Genomic DNA, 24,936 nt, shown 5'->3' with positions numbered 1-24,936 from the left:
TCAACTTGCTCCGTGGCCATTGAGGACCTTGAAGGGGGTTTTGATCAGGATCTTCAGGTCGAGCCAGGGGCTCTGCTGGAAGATGTACGTCATGTCGAGGGTTACCCGACCGTCGAAATCCACGTCGCTGCGCCCGGACACCTGCCACAGCCCGGTGATCCCGGGGTAGATGCTCAGCCGGCCGAGGTGGTGTGCCTTGTAGGTCTGGGCATGGAACGAGGTAGGGCGCGGACCGACGATGCGCATTTGGCCGAGCACCACGTTGATCAGGTTCGGCAGTTCGTCGAGGCTGGTGCGGCGCAGGAAACCGCCAATCCCGGTGATCCGTGGATCGCGGTCGATCTTGAAGTCCACCGAGTCCGGGCCGTGCTTGTTCAGGTGGCGCACCGAGTCCTTCAAGGCCTCGGCGTTGACCACCATGGTGCGAAACTTGTACATGCCGAAGCGCCGGCCACGAAAGCCGGTACGCAGCTGCACAAAGAACACCGGGCCGGGGCTGGTGAACTTGATCAGTAGCGCCACCACCAGCAGCAGTGGCGACAACAGCACCAGCAACAGCGCCGCCAGCAGCGCCGAGGTCAGGCGCTTGCTGCGTGACAGGGTCCAGGAGCGACCGCCGTCGCGGCCGGTGATCCAGCCGTGGTGCTGCAGATCGATGGCGGCCTGGACCTTGCGCCGGAACGGATCGTTGCGCCGGTCGATGCGAGCAGGGGCCGGCACCTCGGTTGCAGGCGATGAGAAGGGTCTTTCCATATCCACCGGAAGTACATCCATTGCAAAAGGTTGGGGGGAAACGCGCAGGGGCGGGGCGTCGGTTCAGGACGCGCCGCGTTGGTAGTAGCTCAAGTACCATTGGACAAAGCTGCGCAAGCCTTCCTCCAGCGGCACCTGTGGCCCGAAACCGGTGAGGTTTTCCAGGGCGCTGACATCGGCGCAGGTGTTGAGTACGTCCCCGGGTTGCAGGGGCAGGTAATCCACCTGCGCCTGACGGCCGAGGAGTTTTTCCAGGGTCGCCACGTAGTCCTTGAGCTCCACCGGGCGCTGGCCACCGATGTTGAACAGGCGCCAGGGCGCCATGCTGGTGGACGGGTCTGGCTGTTCGCGGTTCCACAGCGGATCGCGCACCGGCGGCTTGCCCAGCAGGCGTGCCAGGGATTCGACGATGTCGTCGATGTAGGTGAAGTCGCGCTGGTGCATGCCGTAGTTGAACAACTTCAGCGGTCGGCCCTGGCTGATCGCATCGGCAAACAGGATCGGCGACATGTCCGGCCGGCCCCAGGGGCCGTACACGGTAAAGAAGCGCAGGCCGGTGGCCGGCACGCCGAACAGATGGCTGTAGCTGTGGGCCATCAGTTCATTGGCTTTCTTGCTCGCCGCGTACAGCGACAACGGGTGGTCGACGTTGTCGCTGACCTTGTACGGGGTCTGCTGGTTGGCGCCGTACACCGAGCTGGACGAGGCGTAGATCAGGTGCTCTACCGGGTAGCGCCGGCACATCTCCAGCAGGTTGAGAAAGCCGCTGAGGTTGCTGTCCAGGTAGGCCTTGGGATTCTCCAGGGAGTAGCGCACTCCGGCCTGGGCGGCGAGGTTGATCACCACCTGCGGGCGGACTTCGGCGAACAGCCGTTCCAGGCCCTCGCTGTCGGCCAGGTCCAGGCGTTGCAGGGGGAAGTGCCCCACTTGCTGCTCCACCCAGCGCACTCGGTCGCGCTTGAGCTGGGGGTCGTAGTAGTCGTTGAAATTATCCAGCCCGGTGACCTGATGCCCATCCTTGAGCAAACGCAGTGCGGTATGGGCGCCGATGAAACCGGCGGCCCCGGTGATCAGGATATTCATGCGTCGAGCGCCTCCGGAACGCGATACGGCAGACCGATGCTCAGGTAGTGCAGGCCGGCGTCCGCAGCTTGTTGCGGGCTATAGAGGTTGCGACCGTCAACAATCAGGCGATCCTTGAGCGAGTCGCGCAGCATCTTGAAGTCCACCACGCGAAAGGCTTTCCATTCGGTGCAGATCACCAGGGCGTCGGCACCTTGCAGGGTGTCGTCGCGGGTAGCGCACAGCAGCAGGTCGTCGCGATAGCCGTACAGGCGCCGGCATTCGGTCATGGCTTCCGGGTCGTAGGCATGCACCTTGGCCCCGGCTTCCCACAGCGCTTGCATCAGGTAGCGGCTGGTGGCTTCGCGCATGTCGTCGGTGTTGGGTTTGAAGGCCAGGCCCCAGAGCGCAATGACCTTGCCTTGGAGGTTGTCCCCCAGGTGTGCCTTGAGCTTGCGAAACAGCACATGGCGCTGCTGTTCGTTGACGTCGCGCACGGTCTTGAGCATGTGCGGCTCCAGCCCGTGGCTTTCTGCGGTGTGGATCAACGCTCGCAGGTCCTTGGGGAAACACGAGCCACCGAAACCGGCACCGGGGTAGATGAAGTGATAACCGATGCGCGGGTCGGCGCCGATGCCCTTGCGCACGGCGTTGATGTCCACGCCCAGGCGCTCCGCCAGGTTGGCCATCTCGTTCATGAAGCTGATGCGGGTGGCAAGCATCGCGTTGGCCGCGTACTTGACCAGTTCGGCGCTGCGGTTATCCATGAACATCAAGCGGTCATGGTTGTGGTTGAACGGTGCGTACAACTCAGTCAATTGCTGGCGGGGCAGGTCGTGGGCACAGCCAACGATGATCCGATCCGGACGCATGCAGTCGGCCACTGCCGAGCCTTCCTTGAGGAACTCCGGATTGGAGACCACATGCACCCGCAGCTGGGACTTGCCCAGGTCCGCCAGTTGTTCGGCAACAGTCTCGACCACCAGGTCAGCAGTACCCACCGGCACCGTGGATTTGATCACCAGGGTTTTGTCGCTGGACATCAGGCAGGCAATGAGCCGGGCCACCGCCAAGACATGGTCGAGGTCCGCAGAACCGTCTTCATTGGAGGGGGTGCCGACGGCAATGAAGATCACTTGGCCATGGCCTACGGCATCGCTGGCCTGGGTGGTGAAGTGCAGTCGACCGGCTTTTTGATTCTCTTCAATCAGGGTCGTCAGGCCCGGTTCGTGAATCGGTGGAATAGAACGTTGCAGCTGGGCGATCTTGTGGCTGTCGATGTCGACGCAGACCACGTTGTGCCCGACATCTGCGAGAGCTACTGCTTGTACCAGACCGACATAGCCAGTACCAAAAACGCTGACTTCCAAGGGAACGACCTCGTCCATGATGAGTGTGGGGTGAGGGCATAGCTCACCTTCCGGAAAACCGCATGCGACACATAGCCGCTACTGCGTTCTTTTTTTGACACTACCATAGGGTGGAGACGTTTAATTGACGTTTGTCGGTGTTGCATAAATGGCGCAGGTGTATTATTTATTTTAAAAAAACTATAAATACCTTATAAAACAACTAGTTATACCTATTGATGATGGTCGTCATAGAGACTGTCAAATACTTGTTTACTTGTTCAAAAAAAACAATAAATCCGACAAGCGGTAGAAATCTAAGACAAAAGGTTGATGCTTTTTGGCCATTATCGAGAGGAAAACAGGTATTGCCGATGTGTTTCCTGATCAGTCGGACAGTTTTTTTGGCGCTTACTGCCGGGTTGAAAATTGGCGGAATTGATCAGTTTTTCCACGGTTATGCCCGCATTGAATCGAGTGCTGATGGTGCGGGTTTTTCGACCCGCGAGTCAGACTAAAGTCGGGTTGGGACGGGTAGGGCCATCTGCCATCATTGTCGGCCTTCATTGATTCAATCAATTCAACTTGTGATCGCTGATTCGCAGGGTGAATTCCCCCTGGGTCATTCTTTACCTCGCGTCACTGATTTTCTGCTGGAGCCTGTTCATGCGTCCCCCTTTCCCTTTACTCAAACCGTGCCCGTTGCTGGGCCTCGGAGCTGCCGTCCTGTGCTCGGGTTTTACCCCCCTGGCCAATGCCGGAGGCTTCTTCGAGGACGCCAGCGCCAAGCTGGAGTCGCGTACGGTCTACTTCAATCGGGACTTTCGTGACGGTCACAGCAACACCGAGCAGGGAGCTTCCAAGCGCGAGGAGTCGGCCCAGGGTTTGATTCTCAACCTGCAATCGGGCTACACCGAAGGCACCGTGGGTTTTGGCCTGGACGCCTTGGGGATGCTGGGGATCAAGCTGGATTCCAGCCCTGATCGCAGCAACAGCGGCCTGCTGCCGTCCAGCGGGCACGACCCGCGAGGTTCGGCGGATCAGTACGCCAAACTGGGCCTGACCGCCAAGATCAGGGTGTCGCAGAGCGTCCTCAAGTACGGCGCGCAATTGCCGGATTTGCCATTGCTCAAGTACAACGACGGGCGCCTGCTGCCGACCATGTTCAATGGCGCGGTACTGACCTCCAGGGAGATCAAGGACCTGACCTTGACCGCCGCGCGCCTGGACCAATACACCGCCCGGGATTCCACCGATGCCCAAGACATCCGTGTGCATTGCAAGAACAAGCGCTATGCCTGCAATACCACCGCGGACCACTTCGACACCTACGGCGTGGACTACAAGTTCAACGACCGCCTGAGCGGCCAGTACCACTACGCCGAACTGCAAGACATCTACCGTCAGCATTTTGTCGGTTTGCTGGCGAACCAACCGTTGGGGCCTGGCGTACTGAAAGCTGACCTGCGCCTGTTCAAGAGCGCCGACAGCGGCGCCGAGCGAGCAGGCAGCATCGACAATCGGGCCCTGAGCAGCATGCTCGGCTATAGCCTTGGCGGGCACGTGTTCAGCGCCGGCTGGCAGCGTATGTACGGTGATAACTCGATGCCGTACCTGGATGGCAGCAACCCGTACCTGGTGAACTACGTCCAGGTAAACGACTTTGCCGCGATCCAGGAACGCTCCTGGCAATTGCGCTATGACTACGACTTCAAGGCCATTGGCCTCAATGGCCTGAGCTTTCTCACCCGTTACGTCAGCGGCGACCACATCAAGGTCCCGGGCAGCCTGCGCGAAGGCCGCGAGTGGGAGCGTGACAGCGAGCTCAAGTACGTGGTGCAGAGTGGCACTTTCAAGGACGTCAGCCTGCGCCTGCGCAACGCCAGCTACCGCAGCAACTACCAGAAAATTGCCCGTGACATGGACGAGACCCGCCTGATCGTCAGCTACAACTTTTCGATCCTCTGATCCTGCCGGCCTTTACCGGCAAGCCGACTGTTGCGCGGTTGCGATTGTCCCCGGCGGTTGTGGGCTTAGGCTTGCCAACCAAGGCGCTGCCGGCATCGGTGCACGTTTTGCGGGCCTTTCTGCCGGCCCGCGTGACACTGTGCCGCCGAGCCTACAGCTGGTGGCGGTAGGGCAGTTCGGGGCCGGTCTGGGTGCAGGTCAGGGCCGCGGCGCCCACGGCGAATCGCAACTGGGCGTCGATCTGCTCGCGGCTCAAGCGGTCCAGGCCCTGGGCCGAATCCAGGCGGTGTTCGGTCAACCAGGCAATCAACGCCGCCTGGAAGGTGTCGCCGGCGCCCACCGTGTCGGCCACCGTGACTTTTTGCGCGGCTACCGACCAACTGCCATGAACGCGACTGAAAACGGTCGCGCCCTGGCTGCCCCGGGTCAGGAACACCAGCTTGGCACTGTGCTCCAGCCAACCCTGGATCAGCGCTTCAGGCGCCTGTCCCGGGTACAACTGGGCCAGGTCTTCATCGCTGACCTTGATCAGGTCGGCATGCTTCACAAGCTCCCCAATGCGTTGGCGCCATAGCTGGATATCCGGCTGCGGGTTGAGCCGTACATTGGGATCGAGACTGATCAAGCGCCGGCCGCGCTCGCGACGGACCAGGGCCAGCAAGGTATCGGCGATCGGTTGCACCACCAGGGAGAAGGAGCCGATGTGCAGCCCGCGTACTCGCTGATCCAGCACCGGCAGGTGCGCTTCCAAGAGCAGGCGGTCGGCGCAGCCTTCGCCACGAAAACTGTAGTGGGGCGAGCCGTCGGCCCCTACCGCGACCATCGCCAGGGTGGTGGGCGCGTCGAACTCGCGCAGGTAGTCGGTATTCACGCCCTCGGTTTCCAGCACCTGGCGCAGGCGCTGTCCCAGGTAATCCCGGGACAGCCCGGCCAACAGCGCAACGTCGATGCCCAGTCGGCGCAATCCCACTGCCACGTTGAACGGTGAACCGCCGGCCAGCGCCTGGAAGTTCAGGGTATTGGCCCGGTTACTTGCCTGATCCACGCTGAAAAAATCGAACAGTGCCTCGCCACAAACCAGATACATAGTCATTCGCTCCTCAAAGGGTTGCCAGATGCTGTCGATAGCGTTCATACAGCGGCCCGTAGGCGCTCACGTGTTCGGCTCGGGGCCAGGTTTCACTGCCTGGATCGAGGTGCACGCAGCGCTCGCAGAGCTGCCCCAGGCTCAAGGCCGGATCCGCCTGGCGACCATGGCACCAGGCGGCCTGGATCGCCGCCCCGAGTGCCGCGGCTTCGACCTCGCGGGGACAGATCACTGGGGTATGCATGATATCGGCGACCATCTGCCGCCACAGCGGACTTTTTGCCCCGCCGCCAATCAGGCGGATGCTCTGGCTCTGCAGCCCACCCGCGCGCAGCAGGTCGAGACCGTAGCGCAAACCGAAGGTGGTGCCTTCCAGTACTGCACGGCACAGGTTGGCCTGGGTCAGGTTATCCAGGGTCATGCCCAGCAGGCTGCCCCGGGCATGGGGCAGGGCGGGAACCCGCTCGCCGTTGAAAAACGGCAGCAGGCACAGGCCTTCGGCGCCGATGGGGGCCTGGGCGGCCCGTTGATTGAAGGTCTCCAGGTCGAGCGCCAGCAATTCGCGCACCAGGCGGGTGGCGTTGGTCAGGTTCATGGTGCAGATCAATGGCAACCAGCCGCCGCTGGAGGAGCAGAAACTTGCCACCCCGGCCTGGGGGCTGACAGGCGGTTGCGCGGCGTAGGCGTAGACCGTACCGGACGAGCCCAGGCTCATGGTGATGATGCCGGGCTCGATGTTGCCGGTGCCGATGGCCCCGAGCATGTTGTCGCCACCGCCACTGGCCACCAGTGCGCGGGGGTTGATGCCCAGTTGCCTAGCGATCTGCGGCAGCACCCGGCCCACCGGGTGGTGGGCCTGGAGCAATTCCGGCAAAGCATTTTCCAGGCCTCCATCAGGGTCGATGTGGGCCAGCAGGGCGCGGTCCCAGTCCCGGCTGCGAATATTGAAGTAACCGGTACCGGAGGCGTCGCCGTATTCGCTGCAACTGCGCCCAGTGAGCCAGAAGTTGAGGTAATCGTGGGGCAGCAGGATGTGCGCGATGCGTTGGAACAGCAGCGGATGCTGTTCTTGGGTCCAGAGCAGTTTCGACAGGGTGTAGCCGGGAGCGATGGCGATGCCCAGGCGATCCAGGGAGCCTTGCTCACCCCCCAGGTAATCCAGCAAGCGCTGGTTTTGCCCGACGGTCTCGGTGTCGCACCAGAGCTTTGCCGGGCGCATTGCCTGGCCTTGATCATCCAGCAGCACCAGGCCGTGCTGCTGGCCGGCAACGCCGACACCGAGAATCTGCTGGCCATCGACGCCGCTGGCGTGCAGTGCCTGGTGAGTGGCGGTGATGCAGGCTTGCAGCCATTGCGCGGGGTCCTGTTCTCGGCGGCCGTTGGCGTCGCTGATCAGGCTGTGGCGCGCGCTGCCGTGACCCAGGACTTCACCGCGCTGGCTGTCGAGAATCAGGGCCTTGGTGCCCTGGGTACCGCAATCGATACCGAGGTACAGCGCTGGCGTGCTCATCATCGGGCCAGCACCTGCTGCAAGGTCGCGCTGACACCGTGCTCGCGCAAGCTGTTGAAGCAGCGCTCGAAGGCATCGACGAACGCTGTGGAGCGGGCAATCGTCGGGCCGAAGATATCTTCTACCCCCAGCAGTCGTTGGCTCAGCAAGGTGTCATCCGCTACCAGGGCCTGGCAGAACTCGGCCCGGGGATCGGGGATCCGGTAGCTCGCGCCGTTTTCATCGACGCCCTTGAGGTACAGGGCCCAGGCCGCCACCACCAGCGCCGCGCGCTCTAGATCACGGCCGTCGGCGATCAGGCGGCGGAGGGTCGGCACGGTGAATTTTGGCAGTTTCGATGAACCGTCGCTGCACACGCGCTCCAGTTGGTCGGCGATCGCCTGGTTGGAAAAACGCTGGACCAGGGTGTTCTTGTACGCGCTCAAGTCGATGCCCGGCACGGGGGCCAGTTGCGGGGTCACGTCCAGGTCCATGTAGGCGCGCATATAGGCAACGAACAACGGGTCGTTCATGGTTTCGTGGACGAAGCGGTAGCCCTTGAGAAAGCCCAGGTAGGTCAACGCCAGGTGGCTACCGTTGAGCAGCTTGATCTTCATCTCCTCATAGGGCGTGACGTCGTCGGTGAATTGCACGCCGACCTGTTCCCAGGCGGGACGACCATTGACGAACTTGTCCTCCAGGACCCACTGCGCGAACGGTTCGCAGACCACCGGCCAGGCATCGTCGATGCCGTGCTGGTCGTGCAGCTGCAGGCGGTGGCTGGTGCTGGTCATGGGGGTGATGCGGTCGACCATGGCATTGGGAAAGCTCACCTGGCTGGCGATCCAGTCATGCAGGTCGGCATCGCGCCGTGCGGCAAAGGCCAGCAGCGCCTTGCGGGTCACCGCGCCGTTGTGCGGCAGGTTATCGCAGGACATCAGGGTAAACGCGGGAGTCCCCTCTGCCCGGCGCTTGGCCAGGGCCGCGCAAAGGAAACCGAACACAGTGCGTGGTTGCTGGGGATGGGCCAGATCGTGCTGGATCTGCGACAGATGGAGCATGAACTCGCCGGTGCTGTCGTCGATGCAGTAGCCACCCTCGGTAATGGTCAGGGAGACGATGCGGATCTGCGGGCTGGCGAGTTTGTCGATCAGCGCCTGGGCACCGTCCTCGGCCAGCAGCATTTCACTGATGGCGCCGATCACCCGCACTTCGTGGGTCTCGCCGTCACCCAGCTCGAGCAGGGTGTACAGATAGTCCTGGCCCGCCAGGTCGTCCCGGGTACGGCGGTCGTCGGGGCGCAGGCCGGCCCCGCAGATGCTCCAGTCCAGGCCCTGGCCCTGGTTCATCAAGGCATCGGTGTACCAGGCCTGGTGGGCGCGGTGAAAACCACCGACGCCGATGTGCACGATGCCTTGGCGGGTGTCGGCGGCGGTGTAGCTGGGGATGTTCACTTGGGGCGGCAGCTGGCTGAGATTGAAGCGATTGAGTTTCATGCGAAATGCTCTCGGGGATCAGGCGGCGGCGCGCAGCGAACGGGGGACGGCGACACCTTCGGCATCGAATAAATGACAGTGCTCGGGGGCCAGCCGCAGGTTCAGCGACTCGCCGTAGCGGCTCGCCAGATCGCCGCGGATGCGCAGGGTCAGCGCTTCGCCGGTGGCGCTCAGGACGTGGCAGAAGGTATCGCTGCCCAGGCGTTCGGCAACGTCGGCGGTGACTTGCAGGCTGCCGGGGCCTGGTTCCCCCAGTTCCAGGTGCTCAGGGCGAATGCCCAGGGTCACCGGGCTGCCAGGCTTGAGCTGCGGGCTGCTCTGCGCCAGGCGCAAGCGCGCCCCGGCCGCCAGTTGGATCTCACAGCCCTGGCCGTCCATCTGGCTGACATTACCCTGGAGGAAGCCCATCTTCGGCGTGCCGAGAAACCCTGCGACAAACAGGTTGGCGGGGTGGTGGTAGAGCTCCAGGGGCGAACCCACTTGCTCGATCCGGCCACCGTTGAGCACCACCACCTTGTCGGCCAGGGTCATGGCTTCCACCTGGTCGTGGGTCACGTAGATCATGGTCGCCTGCAACTCCTTGTGCAGGCGCGCCAGCTCCAGACGCATCTGCACCCGCAAGGCGGCGTCGAGGTTGGACAGCGGTTCGTCGAACAGAAAGATCTTCGGATTGCGCACGATCGCCCGGCCGATGGCGACCCGCTGGCGTTGACCGCCGGAGAGCTGCTTGGGCTTGCGTTCAAGCATCGGCCCGAGTTCGAGGATGCGCGCCGCTTCCTCGACTTTTTTCTGCACCAGATGCTTGTCGACTCCGGCCAGGTCCAGGGCAAAGGACATGTTCTTGCGCACGCTCATGTGCGGATACAGGGCGTAGGTCTGGAACACCATGGCCAGGTCGCGCTTGGCCGGGCTGACTTCGGTGATGTCGCGGCCGTCCAGCTCGATGCTGCCGCCGCTGACTTCCTCCAGCCCGGCGATCAGCCGCAGCAAGGTGGATTTGCCGCAGCCCGAAGGGCCGACGAAGACCACGAACTCCTTGTCGTGCACCTCAAGGTCGATGCCCTTGATGATGGAGAAACCTTCGAAGCCTTTTTGCAGATTGTGGATTTTCAAATGAGCCATGGAATCTCTCCGGATTTCAATGATTACTTCACCGCGCCAAAGGACAGGCCACGCACCAGCTGCTTCTGGCTGAACCAGCCGAAGATCAGGATCGGCGCGCAGGCCAGGGTCGAGACCGCCGAGAGCTTGGCCCAGAACAAACCTTCGGGACTGGAGTAGGAGGCGACCAGCGCGGTCAGCGGGGCGGCATTGGCAGACGTCAGGTTCAGCGACCAGAAGGCCTCGTTCCAGCACAGGATCAGCGACAGCAGTGCGGTGGACGCCAGGCCGCCCTTGGCGATCGGCAACAGCACCCGGAGCATCTCCTGGACCAGGGTTGCACCGTCCAGGCGGGCGGCTTCGAGGATGTCCCGGGGAATGTCCTTGAAGTAGGTGTAAACCATCCACACCACGATCGGCAGGTTGATCAGGGTGTAGATCACGATCAGCGCAATCCGCGTGTCCAGCAGGCCCAAGCTCTTGGCCAGCAGGTAGATCGGCATCAGCACGCCCACCGGCGGCAGCATCTTGGTGGAGAGCATCCACAGCAGGGTGCGCTTGGTGTTGCCGGTCTCGTAAAAGGCCATGGAGTAGGCCGCCGGCACCGCGATCAGCAGGCTCAGGGCCGTGGCACTGAAGGCAATCACCACCGAGTTCCAGGCGAAGCTTGCGTAGTTGCTGCGCTTCTGGATATGCAGGTAGTTCTCCAGGGTCGGGGTGAAGATGAACTGCGGCGGCGTAGCGAAGGCGTCGATTTCGCTCTTGAAGCTGGTCAGCACCATCCAGAAGATCGGGAAGAAGATCAGGATCGCGATGGCCCAGGCCAGGGTGCCCAACAGCAGGCTTTGCAGGCGTCGGGATTGTTGCAGGGTCATGGCGCGCACCTCAGGGCTGGTCAGTCAGGTTTTTGCCGATCATCCGCACCAGGATGATCGCGGCGATATTGGCGATCAGCACGGCGATCAACCCGCCGGCGGAAGCCATGCCGACATCGAACTGCACCAGCGCCTGGTTGTAGATCAGGTAGGCCAGGTTGGTCGAGGCGTAGCCCGGCCCGCCATTGGTGGTGGTGAAGATCTCGGCGAACACCGAGAGCAGGAAGATCGTCTCGATCATCACCACCACGGCGATCGGTCGCGCCAGATGGGGCAGGGTCAGGTGCCAGAAGATCGCGATGGCCCCGGCGCCATCCAGGCGCGCGGCTTCCTTCTGTTCCTGGTCCAGGGACTGCATGGCGGTCATCAGGATCAGGATGGCGAACGGCAGCCACTGCCAGGAGACGATGATGATGATCGACAGCAGCGGGTAGTGAGCCAGCCAGTCCACCGGCTGGGCGCCGAACAGCTTCCACAGTGCGGCGAGGATCCCCGACACCGGATGGAAGATCAGGTTCTTCCAGATCAGCGCGCCCACCGTGGGCATGATGAAGAACGGCGAGATCAGCAGCACCCGCACCAGGCCGCGACCGAAGAACTCGCTGGCCTCCAGCAGCGCACTGATCAGCACCCCGAACACCACGCTGATCAGCAGCACGCTGCCCACCAGCAACAAGGTGTTGGTGGCCCCGGGGAGGAAACCCGAGTCGCTGAGGAAGTAGCTGAAGTTTTCCAGGCCGACGAACTGATTCTCGCCGGGGTAGAGCAGGTTGTAGCGGATCAGCGAGAAGTACAGGGTCATGCCCAGGGGCACGATCATCCACAGCAGCAACAGCGCCACCGAGGGGCTGACCAGGAACCAGCCGGGGTTGGCCAGGCGCCGCTTGCGGGATGCCGCCTGCGGTTGCACATGGAGCTTGGCAGTCGAGGTATTCATGAGGCTCACAACCAGTTGGGTACAAGAGTGCGCGACAGCGCGCTGGCATTGCCGGCGGACGGTAGGCGCTGGCTTGCCAGCGAAGGCGCCCGTCAGCCAGGCACAAGGCTCGGGGGCCCATTCGCCGGCAAGCCGGCTCCTACAGGAAGCGCCGGGTCACTTGGGGTAGCCGGCGCGTTGCATCTCCCGCTCGGTGGTCTGCTGCGCCGCAGCCAGTGCCTGATCCACAGTGGTCTGGCCGATCAGCGCGGCGGAGAACAGCTTGCCGACCTGGGTGCCGATGGCCTGGAACTCGGGAATGGTCACCAACTGGATGCCGATGTAGGGCACCGGTTTCAGCGTCGGCTTGCTCGGATCCGCAGCTTTCAGCGATTCCAGGGTGACTTTGGCGAACGGCGCGGCGCTCATGTAGGCCTCGCTGTAGGTGGAGGCCCGGGTGCCCGGCGGCATATTGGCGATACCGTCCTGTTCGGCCACCAAGGCCGCATATTCCTTGGAGGTGGCCCAGGTGGTGAAGGTCTTCGCCGCTTCCTTGGCCTTGGAACTGGCGGGAATTGCCAGGGACCAGGAGTACAGCCAGGCGCTGCCCTTATCGGTGACTTGATGCGGCGCGTAGGTGAAACCCACATGTTCGGCGACCTTGCTCTGGCTCTGGTCGGTGACGAAGGAACCGGCAACGCTGGCGTCGACCCAGATTGCGCACTTGCCGCTGTTGAACAGCGCCAGGTTCTCATTGAAACCATTGCTGGAAGCCCCGGGCGGACCGGACTTCTTCATGGTGTCGACGTAGAAGCTCAAGGCATTCTTCCATGCCGCGCCGGTGAATTCAGGCTGCCACTTGTCGTCGAACCAGCGCGCACCATAGCTGTTGGCCAGGGTGGTGATCAGCGCCATGTTCTCGCCCCAGCCAGCCTTGCCCCGCAGGCACAGGCCGTATTGTTCCTGCTCGGGTTTGTTGAGCTTGGCGGCGAACTCGCCGATCTGCTCCCAGGTTGGCCGCTCGGGCATGCTCAGCCCGGCGGCCTTGAACAAGTCGGCGCGGTAGTAGGTCATCGAGCTTTCGGCGTAGAACGGCAGGGCGTACAGGCTGCCCTTGACCGACAGGCCTTCGCGCACCGAAGGGAAAACATCGTTGAGGTCATAGGCGGCGGGCAGGTCCTGCATCGGCTGCAACCAGCCCTTGGCGCCCCAGAGTGCGGCTTCGTACATGCCAATGGTCAGCACGTCGAACTGTCCGCCCTGAGTGGCGATGTCGGTGGTCAGGCGCTGGCGCAGGACGTTCTCTTCCAGAACCACCCAGTTCAGTTTGATGTCCGGGTGCTCGGTTTCGAAGGTCTTGGACAGGCGCTGCATGCGGATCATGTCGCTGTTGTTGACGGTGCCGATGGTCAGGGTCTGGGCGCCGAAGGTGACGCTGCTGAGGGTTATGCAGGTGCTGAGGAGCAGAACTTTGGTGCAAGGTTTCATCGGTCACTCCTCTTCTGCGCCAGTGATGACGACAGAAGGACGATTATTGTTGTTATGTCTTCCGCCAGGGAGGAAGAATGTGGGCTGATTACAGCCCTCTAACGCGGCGCTGACAAATCATCCCTGACACTTCAATTGGTACTTTTTTGCACTGAGGCAGTCGGGGTGAGTGAGCTTGGCTGGCGGTTTTCGGGGCTTGGCTGGCATCAAAGGCGGTGCGGCAGGGGCGGATCCGTATTGGTTTTCAAGCCCAGGACGGGCCGTCACTTAGCCCAAAGCCCACTGGCTTTTTCCCGGCCACTGCCTAAGATGGCCGTCCTGATCCTTTCACCCGGGAAGCCGTTGGCCACGATGTCGGAAAAAGACACCATCTCCATGCAGCTGGTGCGCGAGGCCCTGCTGCAAAGCTGTGCGCCGGGCGCGGCCACCGATGAAGTGCTGAACAAGGTCGGCATCGATCCAGCCGGTTTGCAGCAGGGCACGGCCCGGGTCCCGGCCGGCGCTTATGCGCGGCTCTGGCGCCTGTTGGCGCGGCGTCTGGACGATGAGTTTTTCGGCATGGACCCGCGCCAGCTGAAATCCGGCAGCCTGGCCTTTCTCTGTCGTTCGGCCATCGCCCAGCCGACCCTGGCCACAGGCCTGGACTCGGTGCTGGGGTTCCTGTCGCTGATGTTCGAACGCCTGCCGGCGCAACTGGTGCACCAGCAAAGCCTGGCGCAGATCGTCCTGCTGGAAGAACCGCACGAACCGCGCCGGGCGTTCACCTATTTCACCTACTGGATGATCGTCCACGGGGTGGCCTGCTGGCTGGCCGGGCGGCGCATCCCGATCCTGGCCATCGAGCTGCGCTGCCCCGAGCCGGATTTCTGCGACGACTACCGGGTGATGTTTTCCGACAACCTGCGCTTTGATCGCCCGCGCACGCGGATGATCATCGCCGCCGACTGCCTGGACCTGCCGATCAAGCGCAGCGAAGAAGAACTCAAGCGTTTCCTGGCCCATGCCCCGGCCAATATCCTGGTCAAGTACCGCGATCCCGAGAGCCTGGCCAGCCGGATCAAGCATCAACTGCGGCAACTGCCCGGGGAACAGTGGCCGGAGAGCGAAAGCCTGGCCCAGAGCCTGTGCATGTCCGCCTCGACCCTGCGCCGACGTCTGGCGGAAGAGGGCCAGAACTACCAGGCGCTCAAGGACAGCGTGCGCAAGGAGCTGGCGATTGTCTGGCTGGCAGAGCCGCAGATCAGCTTTGCCGAGATTGCCGGGCGCCTGGGTTTTGCCGACACCAGCTCGTTCTACAAGGCCTTTCGCAAATGGTCCGGCTCCAACCCCGGGCACTACCGCAGCCTGATCCTCAACGACCCCAACCCCCTGTAGGAGCCGGCTTGCCGGCGAAGAGGCCCTGAAGCCTTGTGCCGCCCTGGCTGGCGCCTTCGCTGGCAAGCCAGCTCCTACAACGAACACGCCCGGGCCACCCTGGGCTGCGATGCCGGTGGGCACAGCAGGCTCTTGGCCAAACCGGTCACGCAACTTGATAGCTTTGACCATTGTCCCGCGCGGGCTCTAGCGCCAGTATTTGCCTGATTTTCATGAGGTTCCCATCCTAATAAGAACAGTGAGGGATTCTGGCAATGCGCAACTACCTGTCTGCCACCGAAGATTTCAACTATCAGCACACCGTCGATGCCGCCTTGGCGGGTTCGCTGTCGGCGCTCAACGCTTGTGTCGAATGCTGTGACCGGCATGCATTGCCCGGTCGTATCGCACTGTTCTGGGAGGGCCGGGACGGCAGCAGCGCCAGCTACACCTTCACCGAACTGCAGGACAAGGCCGCACGCCTGGCCAACTTCTTCCTGGCCCAGGGGGTAGGCAAGGGCGACAAGGTCGCCGGGCTGCTGCCGCGCAATGTCGAGTTGCTGATCACGGTGTTGGCCACCTGGCGCATCGGCGCGGTGTACCAGCCGCTGTTCACCGCTTTCGGCCCCAAGGCCATCGAGCACCGCCTCAACAGTTCCAAGGCCAAGCTGGTGGTCAGCGATGCAGGGAACCGGCCCAAGCTGGCGGAAGTCGCTGAATGCCCGACCATTGTCACCGTCGGCGGAGCCAAGGGCCAGGGCATCGTGCGCGGTGATTTCAGCTTCTGGGCTGAACTGGAGCAATACCCGGCCCAGTGCGAGCCGCTGCTGCTCACCGGCGAAGACCCGTTCCTGCTGATGTTCACCTCCGGCACCACCGGCCCGTCGAAGGCCCTGGAAGTACCGCTCAAGGCTATCGTTGCGTTCCAGAGCTACACCCGTGACGCGGTGGACCTGCGCCCCGAGGATGCGTTCTGGAACGTCGCTGACCCGGGCTGGGCCTACGGCATCTACTTCGGCGTTACCGGGCCCTTGGGCCTGGGCCACCCGATCACCTTCTACGACGGCCCCTTCACCCTGGAAAGCACCTGCCGGGTGATCAACAAGTACGGCATTACCAACCTCACCGGTTCGCCCACGGCCTACCGCCTGCTGATCGCCGGTGGCGAGCAGTTCGCCCGCTCGATCAAGGGCCGCCTGCGCATCGTCAGCAGCGCCGGCGAGCCGCTCAATCCTGAAGTCATCCGCTGGTTCGCCGAGCAACTGGACGTGGTGATTCACGACCACTACGGCCAGACCGAGCTGGGCATGGTGTTGTGCAACCACCACGGCCTGGAGCATCCGGTGCATGTCGGCGCCGCCGGTTTCGCCTCGCCGGGGCACCGCATCGTGGTCCTGGACGAGCAGTACCAGGAGCTCGGCGTCGGCCAGCCGGGGATTCTCGCCATCGACCGCAGCCAGTCGCCGATGTGCTGGTTCGCCGGTTACGCCGGGGTGCCGACCAAGGCCTTTGTCGGTGACTACTACCTCAGCGGCGACACCGTCGAGCTGAACCAGGACGGCAGCATCAGCTTCGTTGGCCGCAGTGACGATGTGATCACCACCTCCGGCTACCGGGTCGGTCCGTTCGACGTGGAAAGCGCACTGATTGAGCACCCGGCCGTGGTGGAAGCCGCAGTGGTCGGCAAGCCTGACCCGGAGCGCACTGAATTGGTGAAAGCCTTCGTGGTGCTCAGCGAGCAGTACCGGGCCACCGCGGAACTGGCCGAGGAGCTGCGCCAGCACGTGCGCAAGCGCCTGGCGGCCCATTCCTACCCCCGTGAAATCGAATTTGTCAGCGACTTGCCGAAAACCCCCAGCGGTAAATTGCAGCGCTTTATCTTGCGCAACCAGGAAATCGCCAAGGCTCAAGAGGCCGCGGCGTCCACCGCTTCAGCGTAAACAGGACTGAAATGATGCAGATCGAAAACAAGGTTTTTCTCGTTAGCGGCGGTGCTTCAGGGCTCGGCGCAGCCAGTGCCGAAATGCTTGTGGCGGCCGGCGCCAAGGTGATGCTGGTGGACCTCAATGCCGAGGCGGTAGCGGCCAAGGCCCAGCAGTTGGGTTGCCAGAGCGTGGTCGCCGACATCAGCCAGGAGGCTGCGGCCGAAGCGGCGGTGCAGGCCACGGTCAAGGCCTTTGGCGGGCTCAACGGCCTGGTCAACTGTGCCGGCATCGTGCGTGGCGAGAAGGTCCTGGGCAAGAACGGCCCGCATGCCCTGGCCAGCTTCAGCCAGGTGATCAACGTCAACCTGATCGGCAGTTTCAACCTGCTGCGCCTGGCCGCGGCAGCCATCGCCGAGAGCCCGGCCGACGCCGACGGCGAGCGCGGAGTGATCATCAACACAGCATCGATCGCCGCCTTCGACGGGCAGATCGGCCAGGCCGCCTATGCCGCGTCCAAGGGCGCCATCGCCAGCCTGACCCTGCCGGTCGCCCGTGAACTGGCACGCTTCGGCATCCGCGTGATGACCATCGCCCCGGGGATTTTTGAAACCCCGATGATGGCCGGCATGAGCGACGAAGTACGCGCTTCCCTGGCTGCCGGCGTGCCGTTTCCGCCACGCCTGGGCAAGCCCGTCGAGTACGCCGCGTTGGTGCGGCATATCATTGAAAACAGCATGCTCAACGGCGAGGTGATCCGTCTCGACGGTGCCTTGCGCATGGCCGCCAAATAAGGAGGATTCATCATGTCCATTGCTCAAGATCCGATTGTCATCGTCAGCGCCGTTCGTACCCCCATGGGCGGTTTCCAGGGTGAATTGAAAGGCCTCAGCGCCCCGCAGCTGGGGGCTGAGGCGATCCGCGCCGCAGTGCAGCGTGCCGGCATCGCGGCCGATGCGGTACAGGAAGTGCTGTTCGGCTGCGTGCTCGCCGCCGGCCTCGGCCAGGCCCCGGCGCGCCAGGCAGCCCTGGGCGCGGGCCTGGACAAGGGCACCCGCTGCACCACCCTGAACAAAATGTGCGGCTCCGGCATGGAGGCGACCATTCTGGCCCACGACATGCTGCTGGCCGGCAGTGCCGAGGTGGTGATCGCCGGTGGCATGGAAAGCATGTCCAACGCCCCGTACCTGCTGGACCGTGCCCGCAGCGGCTACCGCATGGGCCACGGCCGGGTGCTTGACCACATGTTCCTCGACGGCCTGGAAGATGCCTACGACAAGGGCCGCCTGATGGGCACCTTTGCCGAGGACTGCGCCGAGACCCACGGCTTTACCCGCGAAGCCCAGGACGCCTTTGCCGTGACCTCCCTGACCCGTGCCCAGCAGGCGATCAAGGATGGCCTGTTCAAGGACGAGATCGTGCCGTTGCAAGTGATGATCGGCAAAGAATCGAAGCTGATCAGCGACGACGAACAACCGCCCAAGGCCAAGCTGGACAAGATTGCCGCCTTGAAGCCGGCGTTCCGCGACGGCGGTACCGTGACCGCGGCCAACTCCAGCTCGATCTCCGACGGTGCTGCGGCCCTGGTCCTGATGCGCCGCTCCGAAGCCGAGCAGCGTGGCCTCAAGCCGCTGGCCGTGATTCACGGGCATGCGGCATTCGCCGACACCCCGGGGCTGTTCCCGGTGGCGCCGGTGGGCGCTATCGAGCGGCTGATGAAGAAGACCGGCTGGTCGCTGAACGAAGTCGACCTGTTCGAAATCAACGAAGCCTTTGCGGTGGTCAGCCTGGTGACCATGGCCAAGCTGGAAATTCCCCATGCCAAGGTCAACGTCCACGGCGGCGCCTGCGCCCTGGGCCACCCGATCGGTGCTTCCGGTGCGCGGATCCTGGTGACCCTGCTGTCGGCCCTGCGCCAGAAAGGCCTGAAGCGCGGTGTTGCTGCCATCTGCATCGGCGGCGGCGAAGCCACGGCCATGGCCGTTGAATGCCTGTAACGAGGACTAGCGATGTTGCCCAATGACGAACAACTGCAGATCAGTGACGCGGCCCGGCAATTCGCCCAGGAACGGCTGAAGCCCTTTGCCGCCGACTGGGACCGTGAGCACCGGTTTCCCCGGGAGGCCATCGGCGAAATGGCCGAGCTGGGCTTCTTCGGCATGCTGGTGCCCGAGCAGTGGGGTGGCTGCGACACCGGCTACCTGGCCTACGCCATGGCCCTGGAGGAAGTTGCCGCCGGCGACGGCGCCTGCTCGACCATCATGAGCGTGCACAACTCAGTGGGCTGCGTGCCGATCCTCAAGTTCGGCAACGATGCGCAAAAGGAGCAGTTCCTCAGGCCTCTGGCCAGCGGCGCGATGCTGGGTGCCTTCGCCCTGACCGAACCCCAGGCCGGTTCCGATGCCAGCAGCCTGAAAACCCGGGCCCGCCGTGATGGCGACCACTACGTGCTCAATGGCTGCAAGCAGTTCATCACCTCGGGGCAGAACGCCGGGGTGGTGATCGTCTTCGCGGTCACCGATCCGGCAGCCGGCAAGCGTGGCATCAGCGCCTTTATCGTGCCCACCGATGCCCCTGGCTATAAGGTCGCGCGGGTCGAGGACAAGCTCGGCCAGCATGCTTCCGACACCTGCCAGATCCTCTTCGAGGACGTCAAGGTGCCAGTGGCCAACCGCCTGGGCGAGGAGGGCGAAGGCTACAAGATCGCCCTGGCCAACCTTGAGGGCGGGCGCGTGGGCATCGCTGCACAATCGGTGGGCATGGCCCGGGCGGCGTTCGAGGCCGCACGCGATTACGCCCGTGAGCGGGAAAGCTTCGGCAAGCCGATCATCGAACACCAGGCGGTCGCCTTCCGCCTGGCAGACATGGCCACCCAGATCGCCGTGGCACGGCAGATGGTGCACTACGCCGCGGCCCTGCGCGACAGCGGCAAGCCGGCGCTGGTGGAGGCCTCGATGGCCAAGCTGTTCGCTTCGGAAATGGCCGAGAAGGTCTGTTCTGCGGCGTTGCAAACCCTGGGCGGCTATGGCTACTTGAGCGACTTCCCGCTGGAGCGGATCTACCGTGATGTGCGGGTGTGCCAGATCTACGAAGGCACCAGCGACATTCAGCGCATGGTCATTTCGCGCAACCTCTGACTTTTTAGCAGGAGCTGATTCATGAGCTACGAAACCATTCTGTTGGACATCAAGGGCCGGGTCGGCCTGATCACCCTCAATCGTCCCCAGGCACTGAACGCCCTCAATGCGCAGATCGTCAGTGAGGTGAACCAGGCCCTGGATCGCCTGGAAGCCGACCCGCAAATCGGCTGCATCGTTATCACCGGTTCGAAGAAGGCCTTCGCCGCCGGTGCCGACATCAAGGAAATGGCCGAACTCACCTACCCGCAGATCTACCTCGACGACCTGTTCAGCGACAGCGACCGAGTGGCCAACCGCCGTAAGCCGATCATCGCCGCGGTCAACGGCTTCGCCCTGGGCGGCGGCTGTGAGCTGGCGCTGATGTGCGACTTCATCCTGGCCGGTGACAACGCCAAGTTCGGCCAGCCGGAAATCAACCTCGGGGTGCTCCCGGGCATGGGCGGCACCCAGCGCCTGACCCGCGCCGTGGGCAAGGCCAAGGCCATGGAAATGTGCCTGACCGGGCGCTTTATCGATGCCGTGGAAGCCGAGCGTTGCGGGATTGTCGCGCGCATCGTGCCCGCCGATGAGTTGTTGGAAGAAGCCCTGAAAGTGGCCGCGCTGATTGCCGGCAAATCGGTGCCGGTGAGCATGATGATCAAGGAAAGCGTGAACCGCGCCTTCGAAGTCAGCCTGTCCGAAGGCGTGCGCTTCGAGCGCCGGGTGTTCCATGCGGCATTCGCCACCCTGGACCAGAAAGAGGGCATGGCGGCCTTCATCGCCAAGCGCGACCCGCAGTTCAAGGACCAGTAACGTCCAGGGCACGCGCTCAGCAAGCCAGTTCCAGAGGTACAGGAATCGCAGCCAAGGCTGCGATTTTTTTGCCTTGGAAGTACCTGTGACAGTGGGCCGCGCTGCGCTCAGAACGCTTTTGAGACAGTTCCTAGATTTATTCCCTGGTGCTTTTGTTATGGTCTGACGCCGGTTTTTTTTGCCCAGCATCAGTAGAAGGTCAGGCCTGGCACCCGTGTCGTCAGGCCAAACCATTCAGCCCTGCTACGCAAGCCTCGTCCCTGAATGGATTGGACGTGACCCGGCTGGACGACGTGAAAGGTTGTCTTTCAGGTCACCAAGGAGCGAATGCACAATGAATGACGCCGTTCGGATGAGGACCATTTGCACCGGCCAGGCGATCACCATGCCGGGCGGTGGTGATGTGCACCTGATCGCGACTCCGCCCAAGCCCTGCGTGACCATCGTCGTGCATGGGGTCAACGACTTGGCCGGTTGCTACGAGCGCATCGAGCGCGGCTTGTGTGCGGGGCTGAATGAGCGCCTGGACATGCCGTCAGTGCTGCCCAACGGCATGAGCAACCCGGGGTTCCTGCGCTCGGCCAGCTACAGCCTGCCCGAGGAGGATGGTGGCAAGGCCAGCAACCCGGATGCGGTGTATTACCGGCGCAAGTTCAGTGCCGCGGCCAATGGCGCGGACACGCGAAGCGTAGTGATCCCGTTCTATTGGGGGTTTCGCGAGGAAGAGGGGAAGATCATCAAGGATGCCCCTCACGGCGAGTGGATGGACCGCAATAGAAACCGCCTGGACAAGAGCGGGACCAAGGAAGGCGGCCAGTTCGCCAACGCCACCACCAATCTGCCGGACATGTGGGGCGAAGGCTTCAACGGTTTTCCGTTTGGCATCATTCCCCTCAATATGATTGGGGGCCAGCGCAGTCATCCGCTGTTTTCAGCTGCGGGGCGCCGTTACATGGTGCTGGCCGCCATGCGCCTGGCGATGTTGATCAAGATCATCCGCAAACGCTACCCGAATGACACCATCAACGTCGTCGGGCATAGCCAGGGCACACTGCTCAACCTGCTGGCGCATGCCTTTCTCAAGGATGAAACGGTACGCCCGGCCGACGGCGTGATCATGCTCAACTCGCCCTACAGCCTGTACCAGCCATTCAACGACAAGCTGCAGAACTGGCTTGGGCAACAAACCACCGGGGCACGGATCGCGACCCTCAATGGCATCCTGCAATTCATTGCCCACAGCCCTAATTCGGTTCCGGCGCTGTCGAGCGTCGCCCTGAAAAACTGCCAGGGTTATGGCGCCATTGGCGGGTCGGGCTGGAGCGGCGGGCCTGCGTCGCAAACCACCATCGATGGTGAAAAGATCTCGTTCAACGAGCGCGACAACCGCGGCAGTATCTACCTCTACTTCACCCCTCAGGATCAGGTCGTGGGCCTTTCCAACGTGCAGGGGATCGGCTGGCGCGGCGTCGACGATAGCGTTGACGGCCAGGCGGTGCGGACGCTGCTGCCGATACAGTTTCATCAGCGGATCTTTACCTTGCGCAAGCGTAATGGCGAAAAGGAAGCGATCGGCAAACATCTGCCTCCTTACGTCTACCCGTTGATCCTTGAGGGCGAAGCAACCTGGGAAGACAGCGGTTTAGGGCTAATGGACCGCAGTGGAAGGGGCACTCTCAAACCGGGTATGCGAGTACTGTTGACCGCGCCGTTATTGCCCGTGCCGACAGAGGCCGACTTCGCCACGGATGGCGTTGTAACCGCTCCGGGGGTGGAGTCGGACAGTGGTCTGTACCAGATCATGGATAATCTGGACCCCATCGATGCGCTGATTGGCCTGAGCAATGACAAGTCGCTGCTGATCAAGAAAGCCTGGAATCCCAAGGATCCGAAATATGCACGCCAAGAGACCCTGGAGGAGGCCGTAGCGTTCAAGCACGGCCGTGATCCCGTTAGTGTGAAAAAGGCCCGTGATGATCTCTACGAGATGTCCCAGCGCGCCCATGTGTTTACCTCACGGGCTCTGGGCAATGGCCAGGTACTGATTACCCGGGGAGAAACGCCGTACGAAGCCGGCTTGCGCCTGCAAGGAGACGAGTTTCGAGAAGCGCAGTCGTTTCACTCGGGCATCCCGAACAATCCGCAGCACAGCCGGCGGGTGCTGGCGTATGACGTGGCGATTGGGGCGGGGGAGAGCGTGGATGATCTGACGTTCTATGCGTATTTGTGTCGGGTGGCGGATTGGCGGTTGGATTGGAAAAGAACTCGAGCTAGTGCGAACTCTCAGTTTGATACAGAGCTAGACCTTCCCGATGAGGATGTGGAGAAACTCTATCGTCAAGAGGAGAGCAAGAGTCGAGACCTGATCGACTCCACAGTGGCGTATCGCACGAGTGGCGAATTGCCGGACATTGTCGGCAAGACCAAAATGCCCAGCTTGGTGGCCTCTCAGACCTGGAGTGAGTATCAACGCGGAAACCCCGTCCGTTCTGGAGGAGAAGTCTGATGCGCTGCATATTCTCGTGCTTATCCATTACCTGCCTGCTCATGAGCAGTCATGTGGGCCAGGCGGCCGAACTCCCGCTTGCAGTGACTCGTTGTTTTTCCAGCCCCGCCACACCCGTTTCTGCCTATGTCCCTGCCAAGGAGGCAGCCTCTATGTCTGCTGATACTCGTTATCGTGCCCCCGTTACTTCACCTCGCTTGGAAACCTTGGATGTCCTCAGCATTGGTGTAAGTCTGGATATATTTAGGCAAGGCCAGGCCTGGCAGGCTCTGCAACAACAAAACGCTACGCAGTTCGAAGCCCTGCACGTTGGCAGCATCTTGCCTATGGACCCCACGAAGTATCCCCAGACTTCCGATGATAAGGATATGGCCTATGACAAGCGGGAAACGGACGCACTGGAGTTGGGACTAAGGGACTTTATGGAGAAGTGGCCAATCCCCACCATCACTGTGGTTCGTGGCTGGAATCCTAAAGTACCGAATCTGCGTTTCACTCCTGAAAGGACTCAAGAAAGCCTGTCTGTCATGGTCAATGACATGCGAACACCTGCGGGGCTGCATTGGCATCGAATTCGTAATTTTCAGGACGGTATCGTCTGTAACGATACTCCCGAGGGTGTGATGGAGTTCCTGTTCCAGATATTTGAGCGCAATCCAGATCTTCCGGCGGTATTGGTTTACGCCAATGAAGGTTTCAGCATGTCATATGCGCTGTCAGCCAAAAAGGCTCCACTGATTGGTGGGCCTGGGCCACGTAAGCAAGGTGAACTCACCGACTCAATGGTTGCTCTGGTCATCGGACGTCCCGAGCGGGTCGAGTGGCTGCGCTACTACGCTCAGTTCGCCAAGACAAACAAAAACCCCATCGACCCCGAGTTCACCGGTTGGGGCTGGCGTAAACCCGCTGTGGAATTCCAACCCTCGGAGTTCATTCCCCAACCCTGGACCAAGCGGGCCTTTGAGCAATGGGATGCACTGCCGGTACTGGCCAAGATCCATCGCCCCGTCACGATTTCACTGCAACGCCCGGATAATGGCGAGCGCCTAAAGCCCGATGCCTTGAGCGCACAACTGGCCACAGGCTGGAAAAAGGCCACCGACGAACTCACCCCAAAACCCTCTCGTTTGTTCTACGACGCTGGCTTGAACAGGACGCCACTGGCCGAACTGATACCGGCCCTCAGCGTTGCCCATAGCGCCTTGGACCTGCTCGACTCGCGAGAAAGCTACGACCTCACCCAGCGCCTGGGGGACACCGGCGCAGCGTCTCCTTTCGTGGGCATTGCCTTGGCGACCATGGCCAGTTACCTGAATGCCGACACCAGCGTGGTGATGCCCATGCGTCGCCAGGACCAGGCAACGATCATCGCTGTCACCTCACCCACACCCGGTCAAAAGCCTGTTGGCAGTCACCATTTTGGCGTGACGCTGATGCCGCAGACCGCCAGCAGTGAAGACAACACCCCTGTAAAACCAGCCCCAGCGGCGGCATCGCGCATGCCGGTGGTGGAAGAGGATTACACGCTGGAAGAGTTCCTGGCTGAGTTGAGGCCTAAAGATAACTGGATGGATGATCTCTAGCGGCTGGTATTCAACCGTAGCTTTGATGGATACAGATCAAAGGCAGAGGACGCTTC

19 protein-coding genes are annotated in these 24,936 nt (G+C 62.3%); 9 read left to right on the top strand and 10 right to left on the bottom strand.

What is annotated here, in order from left to right; translation table 11 throughout:
* The 3 genes from GV819_RS06830 to GV819_RS06820 all read right to left on the bottom strand — a co-directional run bounded on the left by GV819_RS06830 (position 1) and on the right by GV819_RS06820 (position 3,185).
* Positions 1 to 753, bottom strand: coding sequence for a sugar transferase (locus GV819_RS06830; RefSeq protein WP_161755279.1), 753 nt, complete (start codon positions 751 to 753; stop codon positions 1 to 3).
* Positions 754 to 816: 63 nt separating this feature from the next.
* On the bottom strand, positions 817 to 1,836 hold the full coding sequence (locus GV819_RS06825; protein WP_161754789.1) for an NAD-dependent epimerase: 1,020 nt from the start codon (positions 1,834 to 1,836) through the stop codon (positions 817 to 819).
* The gene (locus tag GV819_RS06820) at positions 1,833 to 3,185 is read right to left on the bottom strand and encodes a UDP-glucose dehydrogenase family protein (protein WP_178124723.1); all 1,353 of its coding nucleotides are present in this window, start codon (positions 3,183 to 3,185) and stop codon (positions 1,833 to 1,835) included. The genes GV819_RS06825 and GV819_RS06820 overlap by 4 nt, the downstream gene beginning before the upstream one ends.
* A gap of 645 nt (positions 3,186 to 3,830) precedes the next feature.
* Here GV819_RS06820 and GV819_RS06815 point away from each other — a divergent pair.
* On the top strand, positions 3,831 to 5,132 hold the full coding sequence (locus GV819_RS06815) for an OprD family porin (RefSeq protein WP_161754785.1): 1,302 nt from the start codon (positions 3,831 to 3,833) through the stop codon (positions 5,130 to 5,132).
* Between the two features lie 151 nt (positions 5,133 to 5,283).
* Here the strand turns inward: GV819_RS06815 and GV819_RS06810 are convergent, their stop codons facing one another.
* The 7 genes from GV819_RS06810 to GV819_RS06780 form a co-directional block, all read right to left on the bottom strand.
* A complete protein-coding gene (locus GV819_RS06810) occupies positions 5,284 to 6,219 on the bottom strand; it encodes a carbohydrate kinase family protein (protein ID WP_161755277.1) in 936 nt (311 codons plus the stop codon).
* Positions 6,220 to 6,232: 13 nt separating this feature from the next.
* Positions 6,233 to 7,729: a xylulokinase gene (gene xylB / locus GV819_RS06805; protein WP_161755275.1), complete on the bottom strand. Its 1,497-nt coding sequence runs from the start codon at positions 7,727 to 7,729 to the stop codon at positions 6,233 to 6,235.
* Positions 7,729 to 9,204, bottom strand: coding sequence for a mannitol dehydrogenase family protein (locus tag GV819_RS06800; protein ID WP_161754782.1), 1,476 nt, complete (start codon positions 9,202 to 9,204; stop codon positions 7,729 to 7,731). The genes xylB and GV819_RS06800 overlap by 1 nt, the downstream gene beginning before the upstream one ends.
* A gap of 18 nt (positions 9,205 to 9,222) precedes the next feature.
* Positions 9,223 to 10,326, bottom strand: a complete 1,104-nt coding sequence (locus GV819_RS06795; protein ID WP_161754780.1) for an ABC transporter ATP-binding protein — start codon at positions 10,324 to 10,326, stop codon at positions 9,223 to 9,225.
* A 23-nt stretch (positions 10,327 to 10,349) separates the two neighbouring features.
* Complete coding sequence (locus tag GV819_RS06790; protein WP_161754778.1) at positions 10,350 to 11,180, bottom strand: carbohydrate ABC transporter permease; 831 nt, start codon at positions 11,178 to 11,180, stop codon at positions 10,350 to 10,352.
* Between the two features lie 10 nt (positions 11,181 to 11,190).
* Positions 11,191 to 12,117, bottom strand: coding sequence for a carbohydrate ABC transporter permease (locus tag GV819_RS06785; protein WP_161754775.1), 927 nt, complete (start codon positions 12,115 to 12,117; stop codon positions 11,191 to 11,193).
* A 156-nt stretch (positions 12,118 to 12,273) separates the two neighbouring features.
* On the bottom strand, positions 12,274 to 13,584 hold the full coding sequence (locus GV819_RS06780) for an ABC transporter substrate-binding protein (RefSeq protein WP_161754772.1): 1,311 nt from the start codon (positions 13,582 to 13,584) through the stop codon (positions 12,274 to 12,276).
* A gap of 351 nt (positions 13,585 to 13,935) precedes the next feature.
* On the opposite strand from GV819_RS06780, the gene GV819_RS06775 reads away from it, so the two are divergent.
* The 8 genes from GV819_RS06775 (at position 13,936) to GV819_RS06740 (ending at position 24,880) form a co-directional block, all read left to right on the top strand.
* Entirely contained in the window at positions 13,936 to 14,958 is a 1,023-nt protein-coding gene (locus GV819_RS06775) for an AraC family transcriptional regulator (protein WP_161754770.1), read from the top strand.
* Between the two features lie 254 nt (positions 14,959 to 15,212).
* Positions 15,213 to 16,877, top strand: coding sequence for an AMP-binding protein (locus GV819_RS06770; RefSeq protein ID WP_161754768.1), 1,665 nt, complete (start codon positions 15,213 to 15,215; stop codon positions 16,875 to 16,877).
* A 14-nt stretch (positions 16,878 to 16,891) separates the two neighbouring features.
* On the top strand, positions 16,892 to 17,653 hold the full coding sequence (locus tag GV819_RS06765; protein WP_161754766.1) for an SDR family NAD(P)-dependent oxidoreductase: 762 nt from the start codon (positions 16,892 to 16,894) through the stop codon (positions 17,651 to 17,653).
* Positions 17,654 to 17,665: 12 nt separating this feature from the next.
* Complete coding sequence (locus tag GV819_RS06760) at positions 17,666 to 18,856, top strand: acetyl-CoA C-acyltransferase (RefSeq protein ID WP_161754764.1); 1,191 nt, start codon at positions 17,666 to 17,668, stop codon at positions 18,854 to 18,856.
* 12 nt (positions 18,857 to 18,868) lie between these two features.
* The gene (locus tag GV819_RS06755; protein ID WP_161754762.1) at positions 18,869 to 19,996 is read left to right on the top strand and encodes an acyl-CoA dehydrogenase; all 1,128 of its coding nucleotides are present in this window, start codon (positions 18,869 to 18,871) and stop codon (positions 19,994 to 19,996) included.
* Positions 19,997 to 20,017: 21 nt separating this feature from the next.
* Positions 20,018 to 20,791: an enoyl-CoA hydratase gene (locus GV819_RS06750; protein ID WP_161754760.1), complete on the top strand. Its 774-nt coding sequence runs from the start codon at positions 20,018 to 20,020 to the stop codon at positions 20,789 to 20,791.
* Between the two features lie 334 nt (positions 20,792 to 21,125).
* Positions 21,126 to 23,297: a T6SS effector phospholipase Tle3 domain-containing protein gene (locus tag GV819_RS06745; protein ID WP_161754758.1), complete on the top strand. Its 2,172-nt coding sequence runs from the start codon at positions 21,126 to 21,128 to the stop codon at positions 23,295 to 23,297.
* Positions 23,297 to 24,880 (top strand): type VI lipase adapter Tla3 domain-containing protein, encoded by a 1,584-nt coding sequence (locus tag GV819_RS06740; protein WP_306108852.1) that lies wholly within the window; start codon positions 23,297 to 23,299, stop codon positions 24,878 to 24,880. Before GV819_RS06745 ends, GV819_RS06740 begins: the two co-directional genes overlap by 1 nt.
* Positions 24,881 to 24,936: the final 56 nt, after the last annotated feature.

This window comes from Pseudomonas sp. Fl5BN2 (assembly GCF_009908205.1).
In the GTDB taxonomy this organism is placed as follows: domain Bacteria; phylum Pseudomonadota; class Gammaproteobacteria; order Pseudomonadales; family Pseudomonadaceae; genus Aquipseudomonas.
The sequence above is the reverse complement of the archived record's forward strand: the minus strand, read 5'-3'. Positions and strand labels throughout refer to the sequence as shown.